This is a genomic window from Sulfurovum sp. (assembly GCF_041562805.1).
Lineage (GTDB): Bacteria > Campylobacterota > Campylobacteria > Campylobacterales > Sulfurovaceae > Sulfurovum.
The window spans coordinates 1-18127 of sequence record NZ_JBFFOH010000045.1 but is presented as its reverse complement, the minus strand read 5'-3'; the positions used below and the strand labels follow the sequence as shown (position 1 = coordinate 18127).

The following is an 18127-nucleotide window of genomic DNA, read 5'->3' as shown; positions in this document are numbered from 1 at the left end:
GTTGATGAAGAAAGCTCTTTTTTTGCTGTCTCTGCTGCATCTTTAACTCTTTGAAGTGCCATCACATCCGCTTTCACATCGATACCAGTATCTGATTTAAATTGCTCAGCTACATAATCGATGATCTTGTTATCAAAGTCATCACCACCAAGGAATGCATCACCACCAGTTGCCATAACTTCAACAACACCGTCACCAGTCTCAAGTGCAGTAACATCGAATGTACCACCACCAAGATCGTAAACAACGATCTGCTCTGATTCTTTTTTATCAAGACCATATGCAAGTGCAGCTGATGTAGGCTCATTGATGATACGAAGTACATTAAGACCTGCGATCGTTCCCGCTTCTTTTGTTGCTTTTCTTTGTGCATCATTGAAATATGCAGGTACAGTAACAACAGCGTCCGTGATAGTCTCACCAAGGTATGCTTCTGCATCTTCTTTCATTTTCATAAGTACTTTTGCAGAGATCTCTTGAGGTGTATATGTTTTGTCTGCAACTTCGATCGCACACGCACCAGATCTGTCAATAATGTGATATGGAAGCTTACTTTGTGCCTCTTTTGCTTTCTCTTCACTCATCATAAGACCCATAATTCTCTTAATAGAGTAAATTGTCTTTTCCGGGTTTGTGATTGCTTGTCTTTTTGCAGACTCACCTACAAGTACTTCACCTTTATCTGTAAACGCAACGATAGAAGGTGTAGTATTTTTACCTTCTTTGTTAGCGATAATCTTTGCTTCACCATTTTCAAACACTGCCATTGCAGAGTTTGTTGTTCCTAAATCTATTCCTAATACTTTTGCCATATTAAATCCTTAATTATTATTTATTTAACGCAAAATGAACAAAGTCCATTTTACTACGTTGTCACTGCGCCTTACTAAAGCTATACTCTTCGATAACTTCAGCAGTAGGCTCACGCGACTAATCGCTTTTTCTTTCTTTTTATTTACAGGTTGAAACCATTGCAGGTCTCAAAATACGATCTTTTATCGTATATCCTTTTTGCATCACTTGAACCACATCACCTGTTTCATGCGTATCACTTTCGACTTGCATAATAGCTTGATGTACTTCCGGATCAAATTCACCTTCACAGTCAACTGCTTTGATATGGTTTTTTTCTAAAACCTTTTTGAGTTGTTCATGTGTAAGGTTTACACCCTCTTTCATCTTTTCCAAGACTTCAGTGCTGTCTTCACTCTCTTCCATTGAAGCCAATGCATTCTCAAAAGAGTCCATGACCGCTAAAATATCTTTTGCAAAACTTTCGTTTGCATAAGACACTGCATTCATTTTATCTTTTTCTAAACGCTTTTTAGAGTTTTCAAAGTCAGCATGGGCTCTAAGATATTTATCTTTATACTCTGCAGCTTCTGCAAGCGCAGCTTCTAAAGGATCAACTTCTACAGTCTCTTCTGTTTCGTTATCCTCTGGAGTTTCGACTTCTTCAGTCTGAGACTCTTCAAGATTTTCATTCTCTTGACTCATTTACAGACCTCCTTTTGTTATAAATATTGCATCTTAATATCTAATGCTTAATATAATTATACAACATTGAGTGCATGTTTGTCAAGTACTAGTTGAGTGAAACTGACTAAACTTGGAAATAAGTACGTGTTTATAGGTTAGAGATGTAGTGTGAAAATAAAAGTTAGGAAAAATAAAAGTGGATGTATGTATGTAAAATGTATCAGCCAAGAGGCTGATACAGGTAAAAAGTATTAGTTTCTAATACCAAGATCTGTTTTGATAGTATTCCATCTACCAAGATCTGTATTTTTAAGATATCTCATAAGTCTTCTTCTTTGACCTACTAGTTTAAGTAGTCCAAGTCTTGAAGAGTGATCTTTTTTATTTGTTTTAAGGTGCTCTGTAAGGTAAGTAATTCTATCTGTGATAAGTGCTACTTGAACTTCTGTTGAACCTGTATCGTTTTCGCCTCTTGCGTATTTAGCAATAATTGCTGCTTTTTTCGCCTGATCTAAAGCCATTATGACCTCCTGATTGGTATTTAATTTCCAAAAAATCTCTTTGGAAACGCAATCATATCATAATAAGCTTAGACAAATATTGACTCATTTCATGTCTACTTTAATATAAATTAGAGTAAAATACTCTTAATTAAGTGAAAGGTCCAATTATGCTATTAACCCGTGCAAGCGAATATGCTCTACTCTCTTTAGATGTTATACGAAAATCTGACACCCCCATTGGTGCAGAACAATTGGCAACTGAACTTTGTATCCCTAAAAGCTTTCTTGCAAAAATATTGCAAAGTCTTGCAAAACAAGGTATTCTAGAATCACGTAAAGGTGCACATGGTGGATTTATCTTGGCTAAAGATGTCAATGAGATCAATGTGAGTGACATTATTTTTGCTGCTGAAGGTAAGTCTCCAGCTGTTTTTGACTGTACCACTATAAATAACTGTCCAAATGGAACCATTGGAACGTGTGCCATCTCACCGTTTCTCATGAATTTCCAAACAAAGATTGATGACTTTTTAAATGGTTTAACACTAGGTGACATACTTTAACCCACACTACTAATTCCTCTTCAGGGTCGGTTCTATCGACCCTACAAGTACTTCATTGTATAATACACTTATATTTTAACCTCAAAAAGGCATATTTTTATGAAACAACACGTTTACCACCTCTCCCATATAGACCTTGATGGCTATGGCTGCCAATATCTCTCACAACAATGTTTCGACACCATCGACTGCTATAATGCAAACTATGGTCCAGAAGTACCTGCAAGAATGGGTGAAATCGTTAAAAAAATAGAACAAGATAAGTTCTTACATGGAGATGATATCGAAGCACTCATCCTCATAACAGACCTCAACCTCACAACAAAAGAAGGTACTTGGATAGAAAAAGAAGCTGTACGTATTGGTGCGAAACTTCAGTTACTTGATCATCATGCTACAGGTGCTTCAGCTGCGGAGCGTTTTGCCTGGTATAAACTTGATACAACACGTTGTGCTACTCTCATCACTTATGACTGGTTACAGCAACATTATGACTTTGATAAGGCCAATGATTTAGCCAGCATCGTAAAAGCTATCAATGCCATAGACATATGGGTCAATGACGATACCCTCTTTGAATATGGGAAAGTCATGCTTGGTATGATCTCCGGAGCAAGAGAAATAAACCGTATTTTATTTCCTGCACAGGATAGAGCCTTTAAGCTCTCCCTGATTGAAGCAGCGAAACAAAGAGTCAATGATGAAGATGCGCCCATCCAACTAGATGATGATCTACACCAGATCAAAAAAGCATTTTTTAGACAAACACAAAACAACACCAAGGACAACCTTGTTGCCTATTATGTAACAGAACTACTAACTACGGACAGACAACGTCTTACTATAGACTACAAAGGCCACAAAGGGATACTTGGCTACAACGTAGGAAATGCTTCTATCATAGGCAATGCCTGTATGGTAGAGAATGATGACTACGATTTTTATATGGATATTAACTTCAGAGGGCACTTTTCACTTAGAAGCAACAACAAATTGGATGTCTCTGCCATGGCTGCACATATCGGTAACGGTGGAGGACACCCTAATGCAAGTGGCGGGAAGGTAGATGGATACAAAGACTCTTTTGTCTATGCTGATGTACGTAAGTTTGTCCAGGACTATATCGATAAGAAGTGCGAATAAACTTTAAATCCTGAGTAGGATTATATCTTCACTCTCGCTACTAATGCACGTGAGAGTGACATCACATCTATGTTGTCCAACTCTACACCTGTTGGTACCCCTTGGGCGATCTTGGTAAAGTGTATATTAAGACCTTGTAGCTTATCTTCTATATACAGAATCATCGTATCTGTAGCAATGCTTGGAGGGAACGCAAAAATGATCTCAGAGACACCTGCAACTGCATAAAAAAGATGATCTTCATCTAGGTCACGTACTTCTGAAACAACATAGTACACACCATCAAACTGTCCACTCTCTTCTATGGTCAAGATATCTTTAGCACTTTGTACAATGCAAAGCTTTGTATTATCACGATAAGGATCAGAACAGATCGTACACAGTTCATCTTCACTCATATTATGGCATTTACTGCATTTTTGGATAGTATTTACACCGGTTTCCAGAGCATGAGCCAGTTTCATCGCAGCAAATCCGTCTTCCATCACTGCATGGTAGGCTAAACGTATCGCTGTTTTTTTACCGATAGATGGTAAAGATCCAAAAGCATCTACCAAGTTTTCAAATGCTTCTATTTTATAGTTTTTCATTAGTCTCTTATATAATCAGATGCTTTAGAGTATTCAACCACAGACTTAATAAAAGTGACCACTTTTTGATGTTCTGGGTGGATATCATAGGCATCAAGTCCTTCTTTACTTTCAAATACTGCAATAATACTCAGATCCATTGCCCTGTCAGCTTCAATAAAATTAACACCTACATCCATACTTCTTAAACTGGGAACCGCACCCATAAGATTTTCTAACATTTGTTTAGCTTGAATAATATTGGCTTTTTTGTTTTCTTCTTTAAACTTAAACATGACGATATGTACGAGCATACTGGACCTTTAAAACTATTTTTGTGATTATAACTAAATTATGGTAGAATTCGCCAAAATTATTCCCAAAAATATGATGAATAAATTATGGAGAAATATCAATGACAGAATTAGATTATTATGAAGTACTTGAAGTAAGTAAAGACTGTTCAGGTGCAGAACTGAAAAAGTCATACAGAAAACTTGCAATGAAATACCATCCAGACAGAAACCCTGATGATAAAGAAGCAGAAGATCAATTCAAAGTTGTAAACGAAGCCTATCAGATACTCAGTGACGAGAAAAAGAGAAGTATCTATGACCGTTACGGTAAAGCCGGTCTTGAAGGCCAAGGCGGCATGGGCGGCGGATTTGGCGGTGGAAATATGGATGATTTCATGGATATATTCAACTCTATGTTTGGTGGTTCAGGTGGAGGTTTTGGTCGAGCACGTAGAGACCCAGGCCAAAAATATGCACTAGACTTTGAAATAGAACTTCAATTAGAATTCCATGAAGCAGTTTTTGGTTGCGAAAAGAAAATAGACATTCGCTACAAATCACCTTGTGGTGACTGTGAAGGTACAGGTGCGAAAGATGCTAAACTAGAAACATGTGACTACTGTCAAGGGCAAGGTCAGGTGCTTATGAGACAAGGGCCAATGCAATTTGCACAAACATGTCCAAAATGTCAAGGTCAAGGTCAAAGTATTAAAGAAGAGTGTGGAAGCTGTCATGGTAAAGGATATCATGAAGAAGAGGACACAGTCACGGTAAATATCCCTGCCGGAGTAGACTCTGGTAACCGTCTTAGAGCACAAGGCCATGGTAATGAATCTAAAAATGGACAACGTGGTGATCTTTACCTTACATTCCATGTAGAAGAGGACGAAAACTTCATACGTAATGGAAATGATATCTACATAGAAGTACCTGTATTCTTCACGCAAGCTATATTGGGAGAAACTATCTCAATCCCTGCATTGGATGGTGAATTAGAGCTTGAACTTAAACAAAGTACTAAAGATAAAGAACAATTTGTCTTTGCCGGTGAAGGTGTGGCTGATGTTCATGGTGGCAGAAAAGGTCGCCTTGTTGCACAAATTAGTATGGTACTCCCTAAGAAGATCAACGACGAACAAAAAGATCTCCTAGAAAAACTCCAGGAGAGTTATGGCGTAGAGAGCCGTCCTCATAAAAATACTTTTGATTCTGCCTTTGACAGAGTTAAAAGCTGGTTCAAAAACTAAACATTCTCTTTGGGCAGTGCTTCACTGCCCAATCTTTTTTTATTCCCTTTATACCTACATTTTTACATCTTCAATTTTCATATGCCATTATCCTATATACTTCGCAACCGATAATTATTTTCCTTTAAGTTTAAACGCGTTATACTTCTTTAAAGGATAATTTTTTTCCTTTAGTTTATAAGAAAGGATAGATCATGGCAAGAAAAGGTAATTCAATTATCAAAGGTGTAGAGATCAGTGAGATTATTACTGCACTAAATAAAGCGTATGCGGATGAATGGTTAGCCTATTATCAATACTTCATAGAAGCAAAGGTCATCAAGGGTATCATGAAAGATGCTGCCATAGCAGAACTCACACAACATGCCACCGATGAACTTAGACATGCAAACATGGTAGCTGATAGGATCCTACAACTAGGAGGAACACCTCTACTCCATCCTCAAGAGTGGTTTACCCACACTAACTGTGGGTATGAAGAACCAAAAGATTTTGATGTGGTCAGTATACTTGAAGACTCTATTAAAGGTGAGCAGTGTGCCATTTCAATCTATTCACAACTGGCTGATATGACAAGAGACAAAGACATTGTAACCTATGACATAGTCTCTGAAATACTTGCAGATGAAGTAGAACACGAAGAAGACTTGCAATCACTACATGATGATATCACTGAGTTTATAGCAGATATCAAGAAAAATATAAAATAAGGAAAATAAATTGAGACAGTACGAAACATATAAATGTAACAAATGCGGTAATGAGATAGAAGTACAGGAAGTAGGAGGAGGAGCTCTTTCTTGTTGTGGTCAAGAGATGGAGTGTACAACTGATAATTTAACAGCTGTAAATCTTATGAAATCATTTGCTGGTGAGAGTATGGCAAGAAACAAATATGATCTTTTTGCCGATATTGCTGAAGAAGAAGGTTGGCACGCTATCTCACGTCACTTCAGAGAAGCAGCTATTAATGAAATGTGGCATGCTAGAGCAGAGTATAAAGCGTATCATAAAATGGTAGATGGAGAAGAACTTGAAGGTACATTAAAAAACCTTGAGACAGGTATGGAAGGTGAAAACTATGAACATACTGAAATGTATCCTAACTTCGCTGCTATAGCTGTAGAAGAGGGGCATAAAGAGATTGCCCGTCTTTTCAATGCCATTGCCAAAGTAGAAGTAGAACATGAAAGAGAATATGAAGCACTTAAACAAGCTATGATCGAAGATGGCTTCTTTGAGAGTGATGATGAAGAGTACTGGGTCTGTGAGGTTTGCGGTCATGTACATCGAGGTAAGAAAGCGCCAAAAGCATGTCCTTTGTGTAAAGTAGGACAAGAGTATTTCAAACGCGAGAATCTTTACTAAACATTAGTAAAGAAATGCCAAAATTAAAGTCGAGATTAACCCTCGACTTTTTGATGCAGCATGACTTTTGTATCTGCTGCTTCAAGGTCACCACTCTGAATACGTTGATCATATGCGATCACATAAACTTCATCCCCACTTTGTAGGTAATTTTTCTCACCGAATTCTGCATAAGCAGTTGCTCCTATTGAAATAAGTGCCTGCTTTGGATACTTCGTTGCTTTAAGATGCTCTGATATATCTTCAAGTGGTCCAAAATCTTCTTGAGTGTTCATTTTGCCTATGAGCCATCTTTTAAGCTTTGTGTAGAAGTAAGAGTAACCAAGTAGTGGTGCATCGACTCCATAAGGGTGTACTACCCCTTCACGCTTCACAAAAGAGCATAGATGATAGTTATCCATCACACCACCCTCTTCAAATTTATCAATAGGGATCCATTTGTCACCGATCCCCTTAGAGTTTAGCCCCCAAGACTTTTTTTCTGATATCTTTTTTGCGCCCTCTTTACGAATGGTACAGTCATTAAAAGTTGTAAATTTTTGAGCGATCATATCGATTACATTTTTCTCATCATCATACACAACATCAAAAAGTACAGCTATCTCCGGTTCAACTTGGGCATTTGCTTCATAATCAGGAAGTTCCAGTTTATCAGTACCTATAGAGTATAACCCTAAAAAAGTATCTGATCCAGGCAAATAAAAAGGAAAGATGCCTTTAGGTGCATCTGGCTCAGCAGTAATTACATTTTCAAAGTCTTTAAGTTCGCCTGCTTGTTCTAAATGGTGTGCAAAATTTCCTGCTACACCTAAACATATCGTATCTTGTAATTGCATAAAAATCCTTAGACAAAGTATTAACGTAGTATATCTTAGGGATGGTTATAGGGTGTTTTAAAAAGTTTTAGATGAAATAAAAATGAAGAGTACCTACCAGCCAAAGGCGGTAGATAAAAGGGTGAACTTAGTTACCTGCTACAGCGTCTTTAAGTGTTTTACCCATTTTGAATTTAGGTGCAGTGTGTGCTGCTTTTGTATAAGTTTTATCAGTTCCTGGAACTTTACCACTTTTTTCAGCTACATCTACTGTTGAGAATGTTCCGAAACCTACCAATGATACAGTTTCTTTTTTTACTAATGCTTCAGTTACTGAAGAGATAAATGCCTTTACCGCTCTTTCTGCTGCTGCTTTGCTCTCAAACTCACCGTTTTTCTGTACTAATTCTACGAAATCTGCTTTTGTCATTCTTCTTCCTTGTTTTAAGATGGAATCATTATAACACAAGAAACTCTTAAAAAAAGATAAAATAATCACAAAAAGCCCTATTTTACGGCATTTAATGGCGATTTGTTTAAAAAAAGACTAAACATAACATTAAGTTATTTACTATTCTAATAGTTAATATATGAAGAAATTATATTACATGATACTTTAAAATCATTTTTGATTCAAGCCAGTCCTTAAAACTCGGTCTCAACGGTACTGAAGTAAATGTCCAGCAAAATAATTTTTATGATATGCACATCATAAAATATTTCAAGACAATAGATTAACACAGAATAAATAAAAAATATTATTAAGAAGGTAATTTTGTATGAGATTAAAAGAATGGTGCGCACGAGAGGATTTGAACCTCCACACACATAAGTGCATCAGCCCCTCAAGCTGACGTGTCTACCGTTCCACCACGTGCGCATTGTAGATATAGTTAAAGTACTATAGAAACTTAAAACTGAGGAATAACAAAAAATTGTGACGAATTATATCGTCACAACCTTTTAGTGTCTTTAAGATTAACCGATGAATGGGTTAGCGTAAAGAGCGATAAGAGCAATAACAAGTGTATAGATAACTTGTGCTTCGATCATTGCTAATGCGATGAACATTGTAGTCATTAGTTTACCACCAAGACCTGGGTTTCTAGCAGTACCAGCGATTGTCGCAGCAGCAGTATGACCCATACCAACAGCTCCACCAAGAGCAGCAAGACCAAGACCAACACCAGCAGCAACTACTGAGTATGCTTTAATCATAGATTCACCATCTGCTTCACCAGCAAACGCAACAGCACCAAGTGCTAAGAAAAGTAAGAAAAACTTTTTCATTTTATATCCTTTAAGTTAGTAGGTTTTAAGTCTCTTCGACTGTTCTAGAAGTCTGTTCGGATAGCGTAAACGATAAAAAATTATCGCCAACATAAACATAAATGCTTATATTTCCCTACTTAATCACTTCAAATAACGACGGGATTATATCTAAATAAGATTTAACCTACGCTAAAAAATCAGGTGTAGCCAACTCGACCTTCTTACCTTTTTGTTCCATCACAACTACAGTGATCGAATCACCTTCACTATATCTCTCTGAAAGGTTGTTCACACGTTCTTTGGCTACTTTTGAAATGTGTAGTAATGCATCAAATCCATCAGGCATTTCAACAAAGAGTCCAAAGTCTACGATCTTCTTCACTTTTCCATCATAGCTTTGACCTACTTTATACTCCATCTGTTTCTTCACTGGAGATGATGCAATACTTTCGATATGAGCCTTTGCTTCTGCTACCTTTTCTTTATCTCCACCTGAAAGTTTCACTCCACCTACATCACGGTCAAGATCAACAGAGACTTCAAACTTCTCGATGATCTCACGTATCGTTGCACCGGCTTTACCGATAATATCTACTATCTTGCTTGGATGTACCGTAAAATGTTCTGTACTTGGCAATGCTGTACTTGAAACAATGTTTTTCTCAGCTTCTTCCATAAGTCCAAGAATGTGTTTTTTACCTTGGCTGGATTTTAGTAGTGCATCTCTAAGTACCGCTAAGTCTATACCACCAAGTTTCATGTCCATTTGAAGCGCAGTGATACCTTTTGCAGTACCGGCTACTTTAAAGTCCATATCTCCATCATGGTCTTCAAGTCCCATAATGTCTGTAAGTACTGCATACTTGTCCCCTTCACTCACTAGACCCATAGCGATACCTGCTACAAGTGCTGTAGTATTGACCTCAGCTCCACGTAATGCCAATGCCCCACCACAAATGGTAGCCATAGAAGAAGAACCATTACTCTCTAAAATTTCAGAGACCATACGAATACTGCCGTCATAATCTAAATCTAAAGTTGGTTCTAAAGCTCTTTTCCCTAAATTACCATGTCCAAGTTCTCTACGACCTGGAGCACCAATGTATTTAGCCTCTCCTACTGAATAACCTGGAAAGTTGTAGTGCACCATAAAATTCTCAGACTGAGAATTTTTCTCAGTGATCAGTTCATACATCTGTCCATCTTTTTTGTCACCAAGTGTCACCGTGACAAGTGCCTGTGTTTGTCCACGTGTGAAGAGACATGAACCATGAACAGAAGGTAAAAGGTTTGTCTCGATGCTAATAGGTCTCACTTCATCAAGTGCCCTGCCGTCTGCACGAATATTCTTATCTAATATCATTGCTCTTACAACTGTTTTTTTATAACGTTCAAGTACTTTGGAAACAAGTTCTTTATCTGCTTCTTTACCTTCAGCCTCTAACGCTTCCATAATTTTTGTACGCACTTTTTTAAGTTCTGTAGAACGTTCGCTTTTTGCCATATGCGAGATAGCTTTTTCAACATCTTCAGCATAGTTATTTTCAATCATTGCATACAGTGACTCATCGACTTTATCTTCAGCCAATGCAAGATCTAAAGGTTCTCTTACCACAGGTGTAAAGGCATCTACATAAGCTGTTGTTGATGCATCTATAGCTTCTGCTGCCATAGCAATGACATCAACCAGTGCTGACTCATCAAACTCATTGGCATTTTGACCTTCTTCACCTTCTGTAGCAAGTGTACGCATCTCTATCATCACTATATCTTTACCAGAACCTACAACCAAAAGGTCAAGTTCGCTTTGGGCTTGTTGCGTGAGTGTCGGATTGATAACTATATCGTCTCCCACAGTACCTACTCTTACAGCAGCTATACTTGTAGCTACCGGTATATCTGAAACATAAAGTGCTGCATTTGCTGCATGCAAAGCTGCTACTTGCATATCAACTTCTGAATCTGAACTTACTACCATTACTGTAATCGTTACAGGATAATGAAACCCTGTAGGAAATAATGGACGTAAAGAACGGTCAACGATACGTGAGGTCAATGTTTCAAAATCACCAGGCTTCGTCTCTCTCTTGATAAAACCACCAGGGATCTTTGCTGCAGCATAAGACTTTTCTATATACTGAACAGTCAAAGGAAGGAAATCTTCATCTACTGCTTTTTCATCTACAGCAACTGCTGCTATCAGTACAGCTTTGCCTTGTCTGTACATGACTGCGCCACTTGCTTGCTTCGCAATTTTATTAAATTCATATTTTTCTTCAAGACTGTTTACATTGATCTCTATCATTTGTTCTTTCATTCGTTTATCTTTCCTTATTATCTGTTTAGTGCTTTAACTACACGCTGCTTTAAATATTTCTCGTCATCAAAATATGTTTAGTCTTCTTCTCCGGTTTTTACTTCTTGATGATTAACCATGGATGATATCTCTTCAAAATTTAATTTTTGAAAATCTTTATAATAGTATTCTATCGAAATATAGTCTTGTATCGTATGAGGGCAAAATACACCATCACAGACCGTAAGCAAATTTTGATATACACCTTTATCTAAAATAGGTGTTGCGATATAAATATTTTTAGCACCTCTTGCAATGACTGATTTAAGTGCAACCATCATAGTGAGTCCTGTTTCTATACACTCGTCAGCCAAAACGACATACTTCCCTTCAAGAGAGATCAGATCCTTTCCTTTTCGGTATTTATATACATAAGAGAGTACTTCTTCTTCATACTTTCTGTTTGCTTCACCATACACATAATCTTCATTGATCTCAAAAGCATCGATAAGTGATTTATGCATTACCACCTCTTCTGTTTCAGAAACCATTGCAATAGCCAACTCAAGGTTATTAGGTGCTAAAATAGGCTCTGTCAGGAGGATATCCATCTGTGCCTCAATAGCCTTGGATATCTGATCTGCAAAATAAACCCCTCCTTCACTTACACCTATCACTACCGTTTCATTTTTTGAGAGTAGTTCTATAGGAAGCGTCTCAATCAACTGCTTGGAGGCATCTTCTCTATCTTCAAAATACGCATTAGGGTTTGAATCGCTGGGCATAATCTGCTCCTGGGAATTGTTTAGAAATTTCTTCTTCATCAAAAGTATAACGAAACTCTTCTATATACTTCATCAATAATCTATAGGCATGATTTAACTGTTCCATCTTTTCAACATCACCTCCTAGATCAGGATGATTCTTTTTAGCCAAAAAATGGTATTGTTTTTTTATATCAGAGCGACTTATCAACTTAGGCAGACTTAGTATCTCTAACGCTTTTTCTATCTCTTCAGTGGGGTTGATGTTCATTATTGTGTATCTCCACCACTGTCTACACGATCAAATTGTGTATCACCACCACTGCCCACACCACCAAAAGGAATAAAATTCAACTGCACATAGAAGGAATTATCTGTAGTATAGCCTGTAGGTCTAGGTGTAATATCTTGTCTAATGGAAGCAGCAACATTCCAACAATCACGATGATAACTTCCACCAAACCTCCACTGGTTATTGGAGGTGTCATCTACATCATAGGTAAAACCACCATTTAATTTTACCTGTTCATTGACCGTGTACCCAAAACTCAAACTCATATCATTCGCTGTGCTGGAATCAGGCTCATCAGGTAAAATCTGCTTATAGGTATGCCCTACACTCAAATAATACTCTGTGTCATTTAATGCAATATGACTGGATGTTTCACGTATCTTTCCATATTCGTGAGAATAGTCTGTATTATTATATAGTTTCCATTTGTTCCAATTATACTGCATTTCATTACTCATGTCAGCAAGTTCATACTCTCTGTCCAGATAATACCTTTGTGTAAACCTTTGATAGAACATTAATTTCATATTGTCATCATAAAAGTATTGACTTAAACTGAAAGCATAGTGCTCTTCAGGTAATCCAACAGTAAATAGCTCCTGTTGTTCATCACTCAATGAAGAAAACTCTACGGGAGACTGATGTTCACTTCCTGGTTTAATATATTCCAAAGAAGGTTGCAGTACATGTACAAAACCATCATACTTTTTTGTCAGATCGGTAAAGAGCTTGACTTTATGGATATTACTATAGTATTCATAGTCATCATGAACATAATCTCCATTACCAAAAAAGAATTTACTATAATAAAACTCTTCACCCAAAGAGAGATTTAAAAAATCATCAAAAAATGAGGTTGTGAACTCTAAAGGTATTTTGAGTTCTGCCTGACGGAGTGTAGCACCTTCTTTTCTGTCAAAATTATTGAGCTGAATATCTGCACTGTAAGTTAAATTATTCCATATAAAATGATTCAGATATTTATGAAGTTGTACCGATGGAAGAATTTGCATTGTTTCATCATTGCTTTCTTCTCTTGTATCTATGAAATATTTGGCATTGAGCCCTGTATAGTAGTCATTATTATAAGCAAAATAATTTACTCGTGATTCCTGTAAAGGAACAAGTCCAAAATGATCTAATTTGCTTTTTTGTAAATTAAGATAATCAATGTCATTGAGATATGTTGTATTAATATATAAACCGTCTGTAAAACCCGAGGGTAATTTATCGGAGAATACTTTAGAAGATTCATAATTAAATTCCATTCCATAGTGACTGTCATCGGGAAGAAGATTATCTTCTATATAATCTGTCTTGTCTTTAAAATATCCTGCCCTCAACTCTCCAGATGAATACGCAGAATCAACAAAACGCAATGTACTGTAAAGTCCTACAGATCTTGAGGTCCTAATCTGTGGGTTAAACTCCATATCCATGTCTGGGGAAATAGCCCAAAAGATAGGCTGTTCATACATGAATCCTTCATTTGATGAATATCCAAAAGCAGGAAAAAGTAATCCTGAACTTCTTCCTTTATTGGTGGGAAAAGCCAAATATGGTGTATAGAATACAGGAACATCCCACAAGTATACTTTTGTACCATATATTTTCATATACTGCGCCTCACTGTCGTACGATGAGCTTGAAAAAACCATTTTCCATAAAGGGTCTGAAACATCACAACTTGAAAGGAGTGATGCACCTAAAGTATAATTACCTTCTTGTTTCTGTGCATCATCTGAAAAGATCCATACATCATTTTCACTTACAAGAAAAAGTTCATCAAAAGTCACATCTTGTGTGTCAGTATGAATTTCAATATGATTGGTATGAATCTTACTTCCTTCGTATCCAAGCATTTGAACTTCACCATCAAGCACAAGTACTTTAGTGATTTTATCAAAGTGTGCAGAAGATGCTTTGATCACAGAGTCTTCATAATAAACAACGACATCATCTGTTGCACTAACTATATTTTTTGTAGCGTCAATATGTTTTGCTGTGATCTCAATTTTACTTTCATCTGCTGCAGCAGACAATATCTGCATAGTCACTAGAATAGATAAAAGAAAAAAGAAAATATTTTTAGTCATTAACAACTACGCAATTAGAGATTTTATCGTGAAGCGTTTGTGTAAGGGGAACAAAGAATGCCATAAGGAACCCCAAATAAAATAGTACTTCACTTGGAATTCTTATTGAAGCACGTAAAAATGCTTTTAGAAAACCGGGGGTATTTCCCGTCTCCAGATCTATCACTTTTATCTTCATCAGATACTTGCCTAACGTCATACCATTTTGCCACACCAATACAGTATGATAAATGAGCTTTATAGAGAGTACTACCAAAAGATTTTGCGCGATAAAAGCATTAACATTCTCAAGTGCTGCTTCATCTACCACTGTAATATTTGAAAATACTGCGGAAAACTGATCATAAAAAATAATAATAAAAAAAAGCGTAATGACAATATCATCTATGACAAAAGAAGCAATTCTTTTTTGATTACTTGCGATAGATAAGGACTGAGGTTCAGACATCCCTAGTTCCTATAGTGCCTGATATGCAATGTCTGTACGACACTGCTTTCCAGCAAAGTGCACTTGACCTACCAGCATATAAGCACGTTGTTGTGCCTCTTTAATACTATCACCGATACCTACACATACCAAAACTCTACCACCGCTTGCATAAAGTTTTCCATCTTCACCACGTGTCACTCCTGCATAAGAGATATGTGCATTTTCACTTACATCTTCATGGTAAATATCATCAACGATGATCTCTGCTGGAGGTGTACTTTTATACGGATAATCTTTACTTGCCATAACTACACCCACTGCATATTTATCATGAAACTCTATCTTTGCATTTTTAAGATCACCCGTTGCTGCCTTATAGAACAGTTCAGAAGCTGGAGACTTGAGCAGTGGCATCAATTCTTCACATTCTGGATCACCAAAACGTACATTATATTCAAGTATGATAGGCTCACCTTTAACCACCATAACACCGATAAAAAGCACACCTGTAAATGGCATACCTTCAGCTTCCATGCCCTTAAGTGTAGGCTCTATAACTCTCTCATTCAATTTACGAGAAATTTCATCATTGACAAGTGGAGTCGGAGCGTATGCCCCCATACCACCTGTATTTGGACCTTCATCATTATTGAGTAGTCTTTTGTGATCTTGCGCAGCAGGCAAAACCACATAATCTTTTCCATCACAGATGGCAAATACAGAAAGCTCATAGCCATCCAGGAACTCTTCAACAACAATACTTGTTCCAGCATCACCAAATGAGTTACCTGAGAGCATTTCACCCGCAGCTTTTTTTGCTTCATCGTGACTTTGTGCGATAATTACACCTTTACCACCACAAAGCCCATCAGCTTTTACCACAATCGGTGCATCAAGTGTCATAATAAAATCATATGCATCCTGAAGAGAGTCAGTCTCGATATACTTTGCTGTAGGAACATTGTGACGTGCAAGAAAGTTTTTCATAAAAATTTTTGAACCTTCAAGTTGCGCAGCTTGAGCTGTAGGTCCAAAGATCGTAAGACCTCTAGCTTCAAATACATCTACAACACCATCAACCAACGGACCTTCAGGCCCAACGATAGTGAGATCAACATCATTCGCTTCTACAAAGTCAGCAAGTTTTGAAAAATCACTGATATCTAAGTTCTCACCTAATTCATCCGTAGCTCCATTACCCGGTGAAAAATAGATCTTCTCTACATTTTCATCTTTAGTCAATGCCAAGCCAATAGAATATTCTCTACCACCTGCACCTATTATCAATACATTCATAAAATTCTCCAAAAGTTATAACCAAAACAAGGGTATTTTGTAAGTGATAATAGACCTTGTGCTTGTGCGTAGAGGATTTTGGAAAGATCTGAGGCGAACTTCCTGTTCGTCGATAAGCTTTCCAAAGTCCTATGCGTGCAATGACAATGCCTAATATCCCCGGGTGAGCGTTCTGCTTAAAGTCGGCCCTATATAGCCAACAGTGCAGGAGAGAGTCTCTCTTTAGGGGATGATTTCTCGCCGACCAAGTCAAACTCAAATGAAAACTTCCACGCACCAAGAGACTACATGTCCCACTAAGATTAATGTTGGACCCCAAATACAGTCGTCGCATCACCTAGGTTGAATTTATTATAACCTATTTGGAGTTAGAAGTGAGTAAAATTTCGTTTGCTTTTGCAATACATGCATCTATAAGTGGTACATCTGCCACTTCATAGTATGCATCTGTAGGCAGATGTATTCGTGTAGATTCACCTATGACAATGGCTATATAACTCTCATCCCATTCAAAATTTTTCAAAAAACAACGAATGGTCGAGGGGGATGTGAAGATAATAATTGCATTTTTACCTGGTTTGTCTTTTTTGTTATAGCGGATACAGGATGTCTCATATATGATCTGTTCTTCAATTTCCAATCCCTCTTTAGAGAGAAAGTTTTTTGAATCAAAAGAGATCTCTTTAGGGCGTAGATACAAAATCTTTTTATCATGAAATTGAGTGATAATATCTTGACTTAATGTTTCACCATAAAATGATTTGGGTTTGTAGTCTATTTTACCACCCAAAGACTCTATCTCTTTTGCCGTGGCTGAACCTATGGCCAAACAAGGGTATTTTTTCCATTCAGGGTTTAATGCTTCTGCACTCTTAACCGCCTGTTTCGATGTAAACATAAGTGTGTCACATCTTGAAAGATCTATCGTTGATGGGAGAAGTGAAAATCGTATCATAGGCAGATGTATTGTTCCTTCTTTAGACGAAGGTGATAAAAGATAAATCATACCATCTTTATTAACCATCAGTTCTCTTTTTTCACTCTGGATAAATGTTTACCATTAAGCATTGCAACATTCATATTTTCATCATCATAGGGGTCAAAGTGCGGTGTGATGATCCAATTTTTCTTTGTATCAAGTAAAAAAATCTGATCTTCTATCTGATCAGCAATACGATGTGCTTCAAGCAGTAACATATTGGGACGTAAGACCATATGAAATTCTACAAAGTTCGTACTACCATCCGTACGTGTTTTAAGCCAATGGTAACTAGTCACTTCAGGGTGATTAGATATGATCTCCCCGATATTTGCCACCATGTCTCCATCTAAAGCACGGTCTAAAAGTATCTCTATACCCTCTTGTATTATTTCATATGCAGAGTAAATGATATAAAGACCTATACCTAAACCAAATACTGCATCAATCGCATCAATACCTGTCATATATACCAGCCCTAATGCTACAAGAACAGCAGCATTACTCCATAGGTCCGTCTTATAATGCAAAGCATCCGCTTTAATGACTAGATTGTCTGTCTCTTTTGCCACTTTCAAGAGATAATTCACTAAAAGATAGGTTACGATAATTGAAAATACCATTGCCAAGATAGAGGGGGTAAGTAATGTAGTGACAGTTCCCTTGTTTAATTTTTTAATGGCTTCATAAATAATATAAATACCGGAGATAGTAATAAT

21 protein-coding genes and 1 tRNA gene are annotated in these 18127 nt (G+C 37.1%); 5 read left to right on the top strand and 17 right to left on the bottom strand.

The features are described from left to right. From ABYK33_RS07375 to rpsO, 3 genes are all read right to left on the bottom strand, one after another. The coding region (locus ABYK33_RS07375; protein WP_373032414.1) for an Hsp70 family protein at nucleotides 1–812 on the bottom strand (812 nt) is incomplete at its 3' end. 139 nt (nucleotides 813–951) lie between these two features. Further along, complete coding sequence (gene grpE / locus ABYK33_RS07370) at nucleotides 952–1497, bottom strand: nucleotide exchange factor GrpE (protein ID WP_373032413.1); 546 nt, start codon at nucleotides 1495–1497, stop codon at nucleotides 952–954. A gap of 233 nt (nucleotides 1498–1730) precedes the next feature. After that, a complete protein-coding gene (gene rpsO / locus ABYK33_RS07365) occupies nucleotides 1731–2000 on the bottom strand; it encodes a 30S ribosomal protein S15 (protein ID WP_373032412.1) in 270 nt (89 codons plus the stop codon). Nucleotides 2001–2149: 149 nt separating this feature from the next. Between rpsO and ABYK33_RS07360 the strand changes: the two genes are divergently transcribed. Together ABYK33_RS07360 and ABYK33_RS07355 are read left to right on the top strand one after the other, a co-directional pair. Next, the gene (locus tag ABYK33_RS07360; RefSeq protein WP_373032411.1) at nucleotides 2150–2545 is read left to right on the top strand and encodes an Rrf2 family transcriptional regulator; all 396 of its coding nucleotides are present in this window, start codon (nucleotides 2150–2152) and stop codon (nucleotides 2543–2545) included. Nucleotides 2546–2644: 99 nt separating this feature from the next. Then, complete coding sequence (locus ABYK33_RS07355) at nucleotides 2645–3688, top strand: DHH family phosphoesterase (RefSeq protein WP_373032409.1); 1044 nt, start codon at nucleotides 2645–2647, stop codon at nucleotides 3686–3688. 20 nt (nucleotides 3689–3708) lie between these two features. On the opposite strand, the gene recR is transcribed toward ABYK33_RS07355, so the two are convergent. Then, complete coding sequence (recR, locus tag ABYK33_RS07350) at nucleotides 3709–4278, bottom strand: recombination mediator RecR (protein WP_373032408.1); 570 nt, start codon at nucleotides 4276–4278, stop codon at nucleotides 3709–3711. After that, nucleotides 4278–4571 (bottom strand): Dabb family protein, encoded by a 294-nt coding sequence (locus ABYK33_RS07345; protein WP_373032407.1) that lies wholly within the window; start codon nucleotides 4569–4571, stop codon nucleotides 4278–4280. Before ABYK33_RS07345 ends, recR begins: the two co-directional genes overlap by 1 nt. 101 nt (nucleotides 4572–4672) lie before the next feature. Between ABYK33_RS07345 and dnaJ the strand changes: the two genes are divergently transcribed. The 3 genes from dnaJ (at nucleotide 4673) to ABYK33_RS07330 (ending at nucleotide 7168) form a co-directional block, all read left to right on the top strand. Continuing rightward, nucleotides 4673–5800, top strand: coding sequence for a molecular chaperone DnaJ (gene dnaJ, locus ABYK33_RS07340; protein WP_373032406.1), 1128 nt, complete (start codon nucleotides 4673–4675; stop codon nucleotides 5798–5800). Nucleotides 5801–5994: 194 nt separating this feature from the next. Further along, the gene (locus ABYK33_RS07335) at nucleotides 5995–6510 is read left to right on the top strand and encodes a ferritin-like domain-containing protein (RefSeq protein ID WP_373032405.1); all 516 of its coding nucleotides are present in this window, start codon (nucleotides 5995–5997) and stop codon (nucleotides 6508–6510) included. Between the two features lie 10 nt (nucleotides 6511–6520). Continuing rightward, the gene (locus ABYK33_RS07330; RefSeq protein WP_373032404.1) at nucleotides 6521–7168 is read left to right on the top strand and encodes a ferritin family protein; all 648 of its coding nucleotides are present in this window, start codon (nucleotides 6521–6523) and stop codon (nucleotides 7166–7168) included. A gap of 35 nt (nucleotides 7169–7203) precedes the next feature. Here ABYK33_RS07330 and ABYK33_RS07325 read toward each other — a convergent pair whose 3' ends face one another. From ABYK33_RS07325 to ABYK33_RS07270, 12 genes are all read right to left on the bottom strand, one after another. Then, nucleotides 7204–8004, bottom strand: coding sequence for a DUF5718 family protein (locus ABYK33_RS07325; protein ID WP_373032403.1), 801 nt, complete (start codon nucleotides 8002–8004; stop codon nucleotides 7204–7206). A 127-nt stretch (nucleotides 8005–8131) separates the two neighbouring features. Next, nucleotides 8132–8413 (bottom strand): HU family DNA-binding protein, encoded by a 282-nt coding sequence (locus ABYK33_RS07320; protein ID WP_373028963.1) that lies wholly within the window; start codon nucleotides 8411–8413, stop codon nucleotides 8132–8134. A gap of 364 nt (nucleotides 8414–8777) precedes the next feature. Beyond that, nucleotides 8778–8863: transfer RNA gene (locus tag ABYK33_RS07315), tRNA-Leu, on the bottom strand. Nucleotides 8864–8961: 98 nt separating this feature from the next. After that, nucleotides 8962–9273 (bottom strand): F0F1 ATP synthase subunit C, encoded by a 312-nt coding sequence (locus tag ABYK33_RS07310; RefSeq protein WP_309495388.1) that lies wholly within the window; start codon nucleotides 9271–9273, stop codon nucleotides 8962–8964. 166 nt (nucleotides 9274–9439) lie between these two features. Beyond that, a complete protein-coding gene (locus ABYK33_RS07305) occupies nucleotides 9440–11572 on the bottom strand; it encodes a polyribonucleotide nucleotidyltransferase (protein WP_373032402.1) in 2133 nt (710 codons plus the stop codon). 77 nt (nucleotides 11573–11649) lie between these two features. After that, complete coding sequence (locus ABYK33_RS07300) at nucleotides 11650–12336, bottom strand: phosphoribosyltransferase (RefSeq protein WP_373032401.1); 687 nt, start codon at nucleotides 12334–12336, stop codon at nucleotides 11650–11652. Then, nucleotides 12314–12586, bottom strand: coding sequence for a DnaJ domain-containing protein (locus ABYK33_RS07295; protein WP_373032400.1), 273 nt, complete (start codon nucleotides 12584–12586; stop codon nucleotides 12314–12316). Before ABYK33_RS07295 ends, ABYK33_RS07300 begins: the two co-directional genes overlap by 23 nt. Further along, nucleotides 12586–14703 (bottom strand): LPS-assembly protein LptD, encoded by a 2118-nt coding sequence (locus ABYK33_RS07290; protein ID WP_373032399.1) that lies wholly within the window; start codon nucleotides 14701–14703, stop codon nucleotides 12586–12588. Before ABYK33_RS07290 ends, ABYK33_RS07295 begins: the two co-directional genes overlap by 1 nt. Next, on the bottom strand, nucleotides 14696–15151 hold the full coding sequence (locus ABYK33_RS07285; RefSeq protein WP_373032398.1) for an RDD family protein: 456 nt from the start codon (nucleotides 15149–15151) through the stop codon (nucleotides 14696–14698). The genes ABYK33_RS07290 and ABYK33_RS07285 overlap by 8 nt, the downstream gene beginning before the upstream one ends. A gap of 9 nt (nucleotides 15152–15160) precedes the next feature. After that, nucleotides 15161–16429: a phosphoribosylamine--glycine ligase gene (purD, locus tag ABYK33_RS07280; RefSeq protein WP_373032397.1), complete on the bottom strand. Its 1269-nt coding sequence runs from the start codon at nucleotides 16427–16429 to the stop codon at nucleotides 15161–15163. A 358-nt stretch (nucleotides 16430–16787) separates the two neighbouring features. Further along, nucleotides 16788–17453: a uroporphyrinogen-III synthase gene (locus ABYK33_RS07275; protein ID WP_373032396.1), complete on the bottom strand. Its 666-nt coding sequence runs from the start codon at nucleotides 17451–17453 to the stop codon at nucleotides 16788–16790. Next, nucleotides 17453–18127 (bottom strand): cation diffusion facilitator family transporter (locus ABYK33_RS07270; RefSeq protein WP_373032395.1); only part of this gene is annotated, 675 nt, incomplete at its 5' end. The genes ABYK33_RS07275 and ABYK33_RS07270, both read right to left, overlap by 1 nt.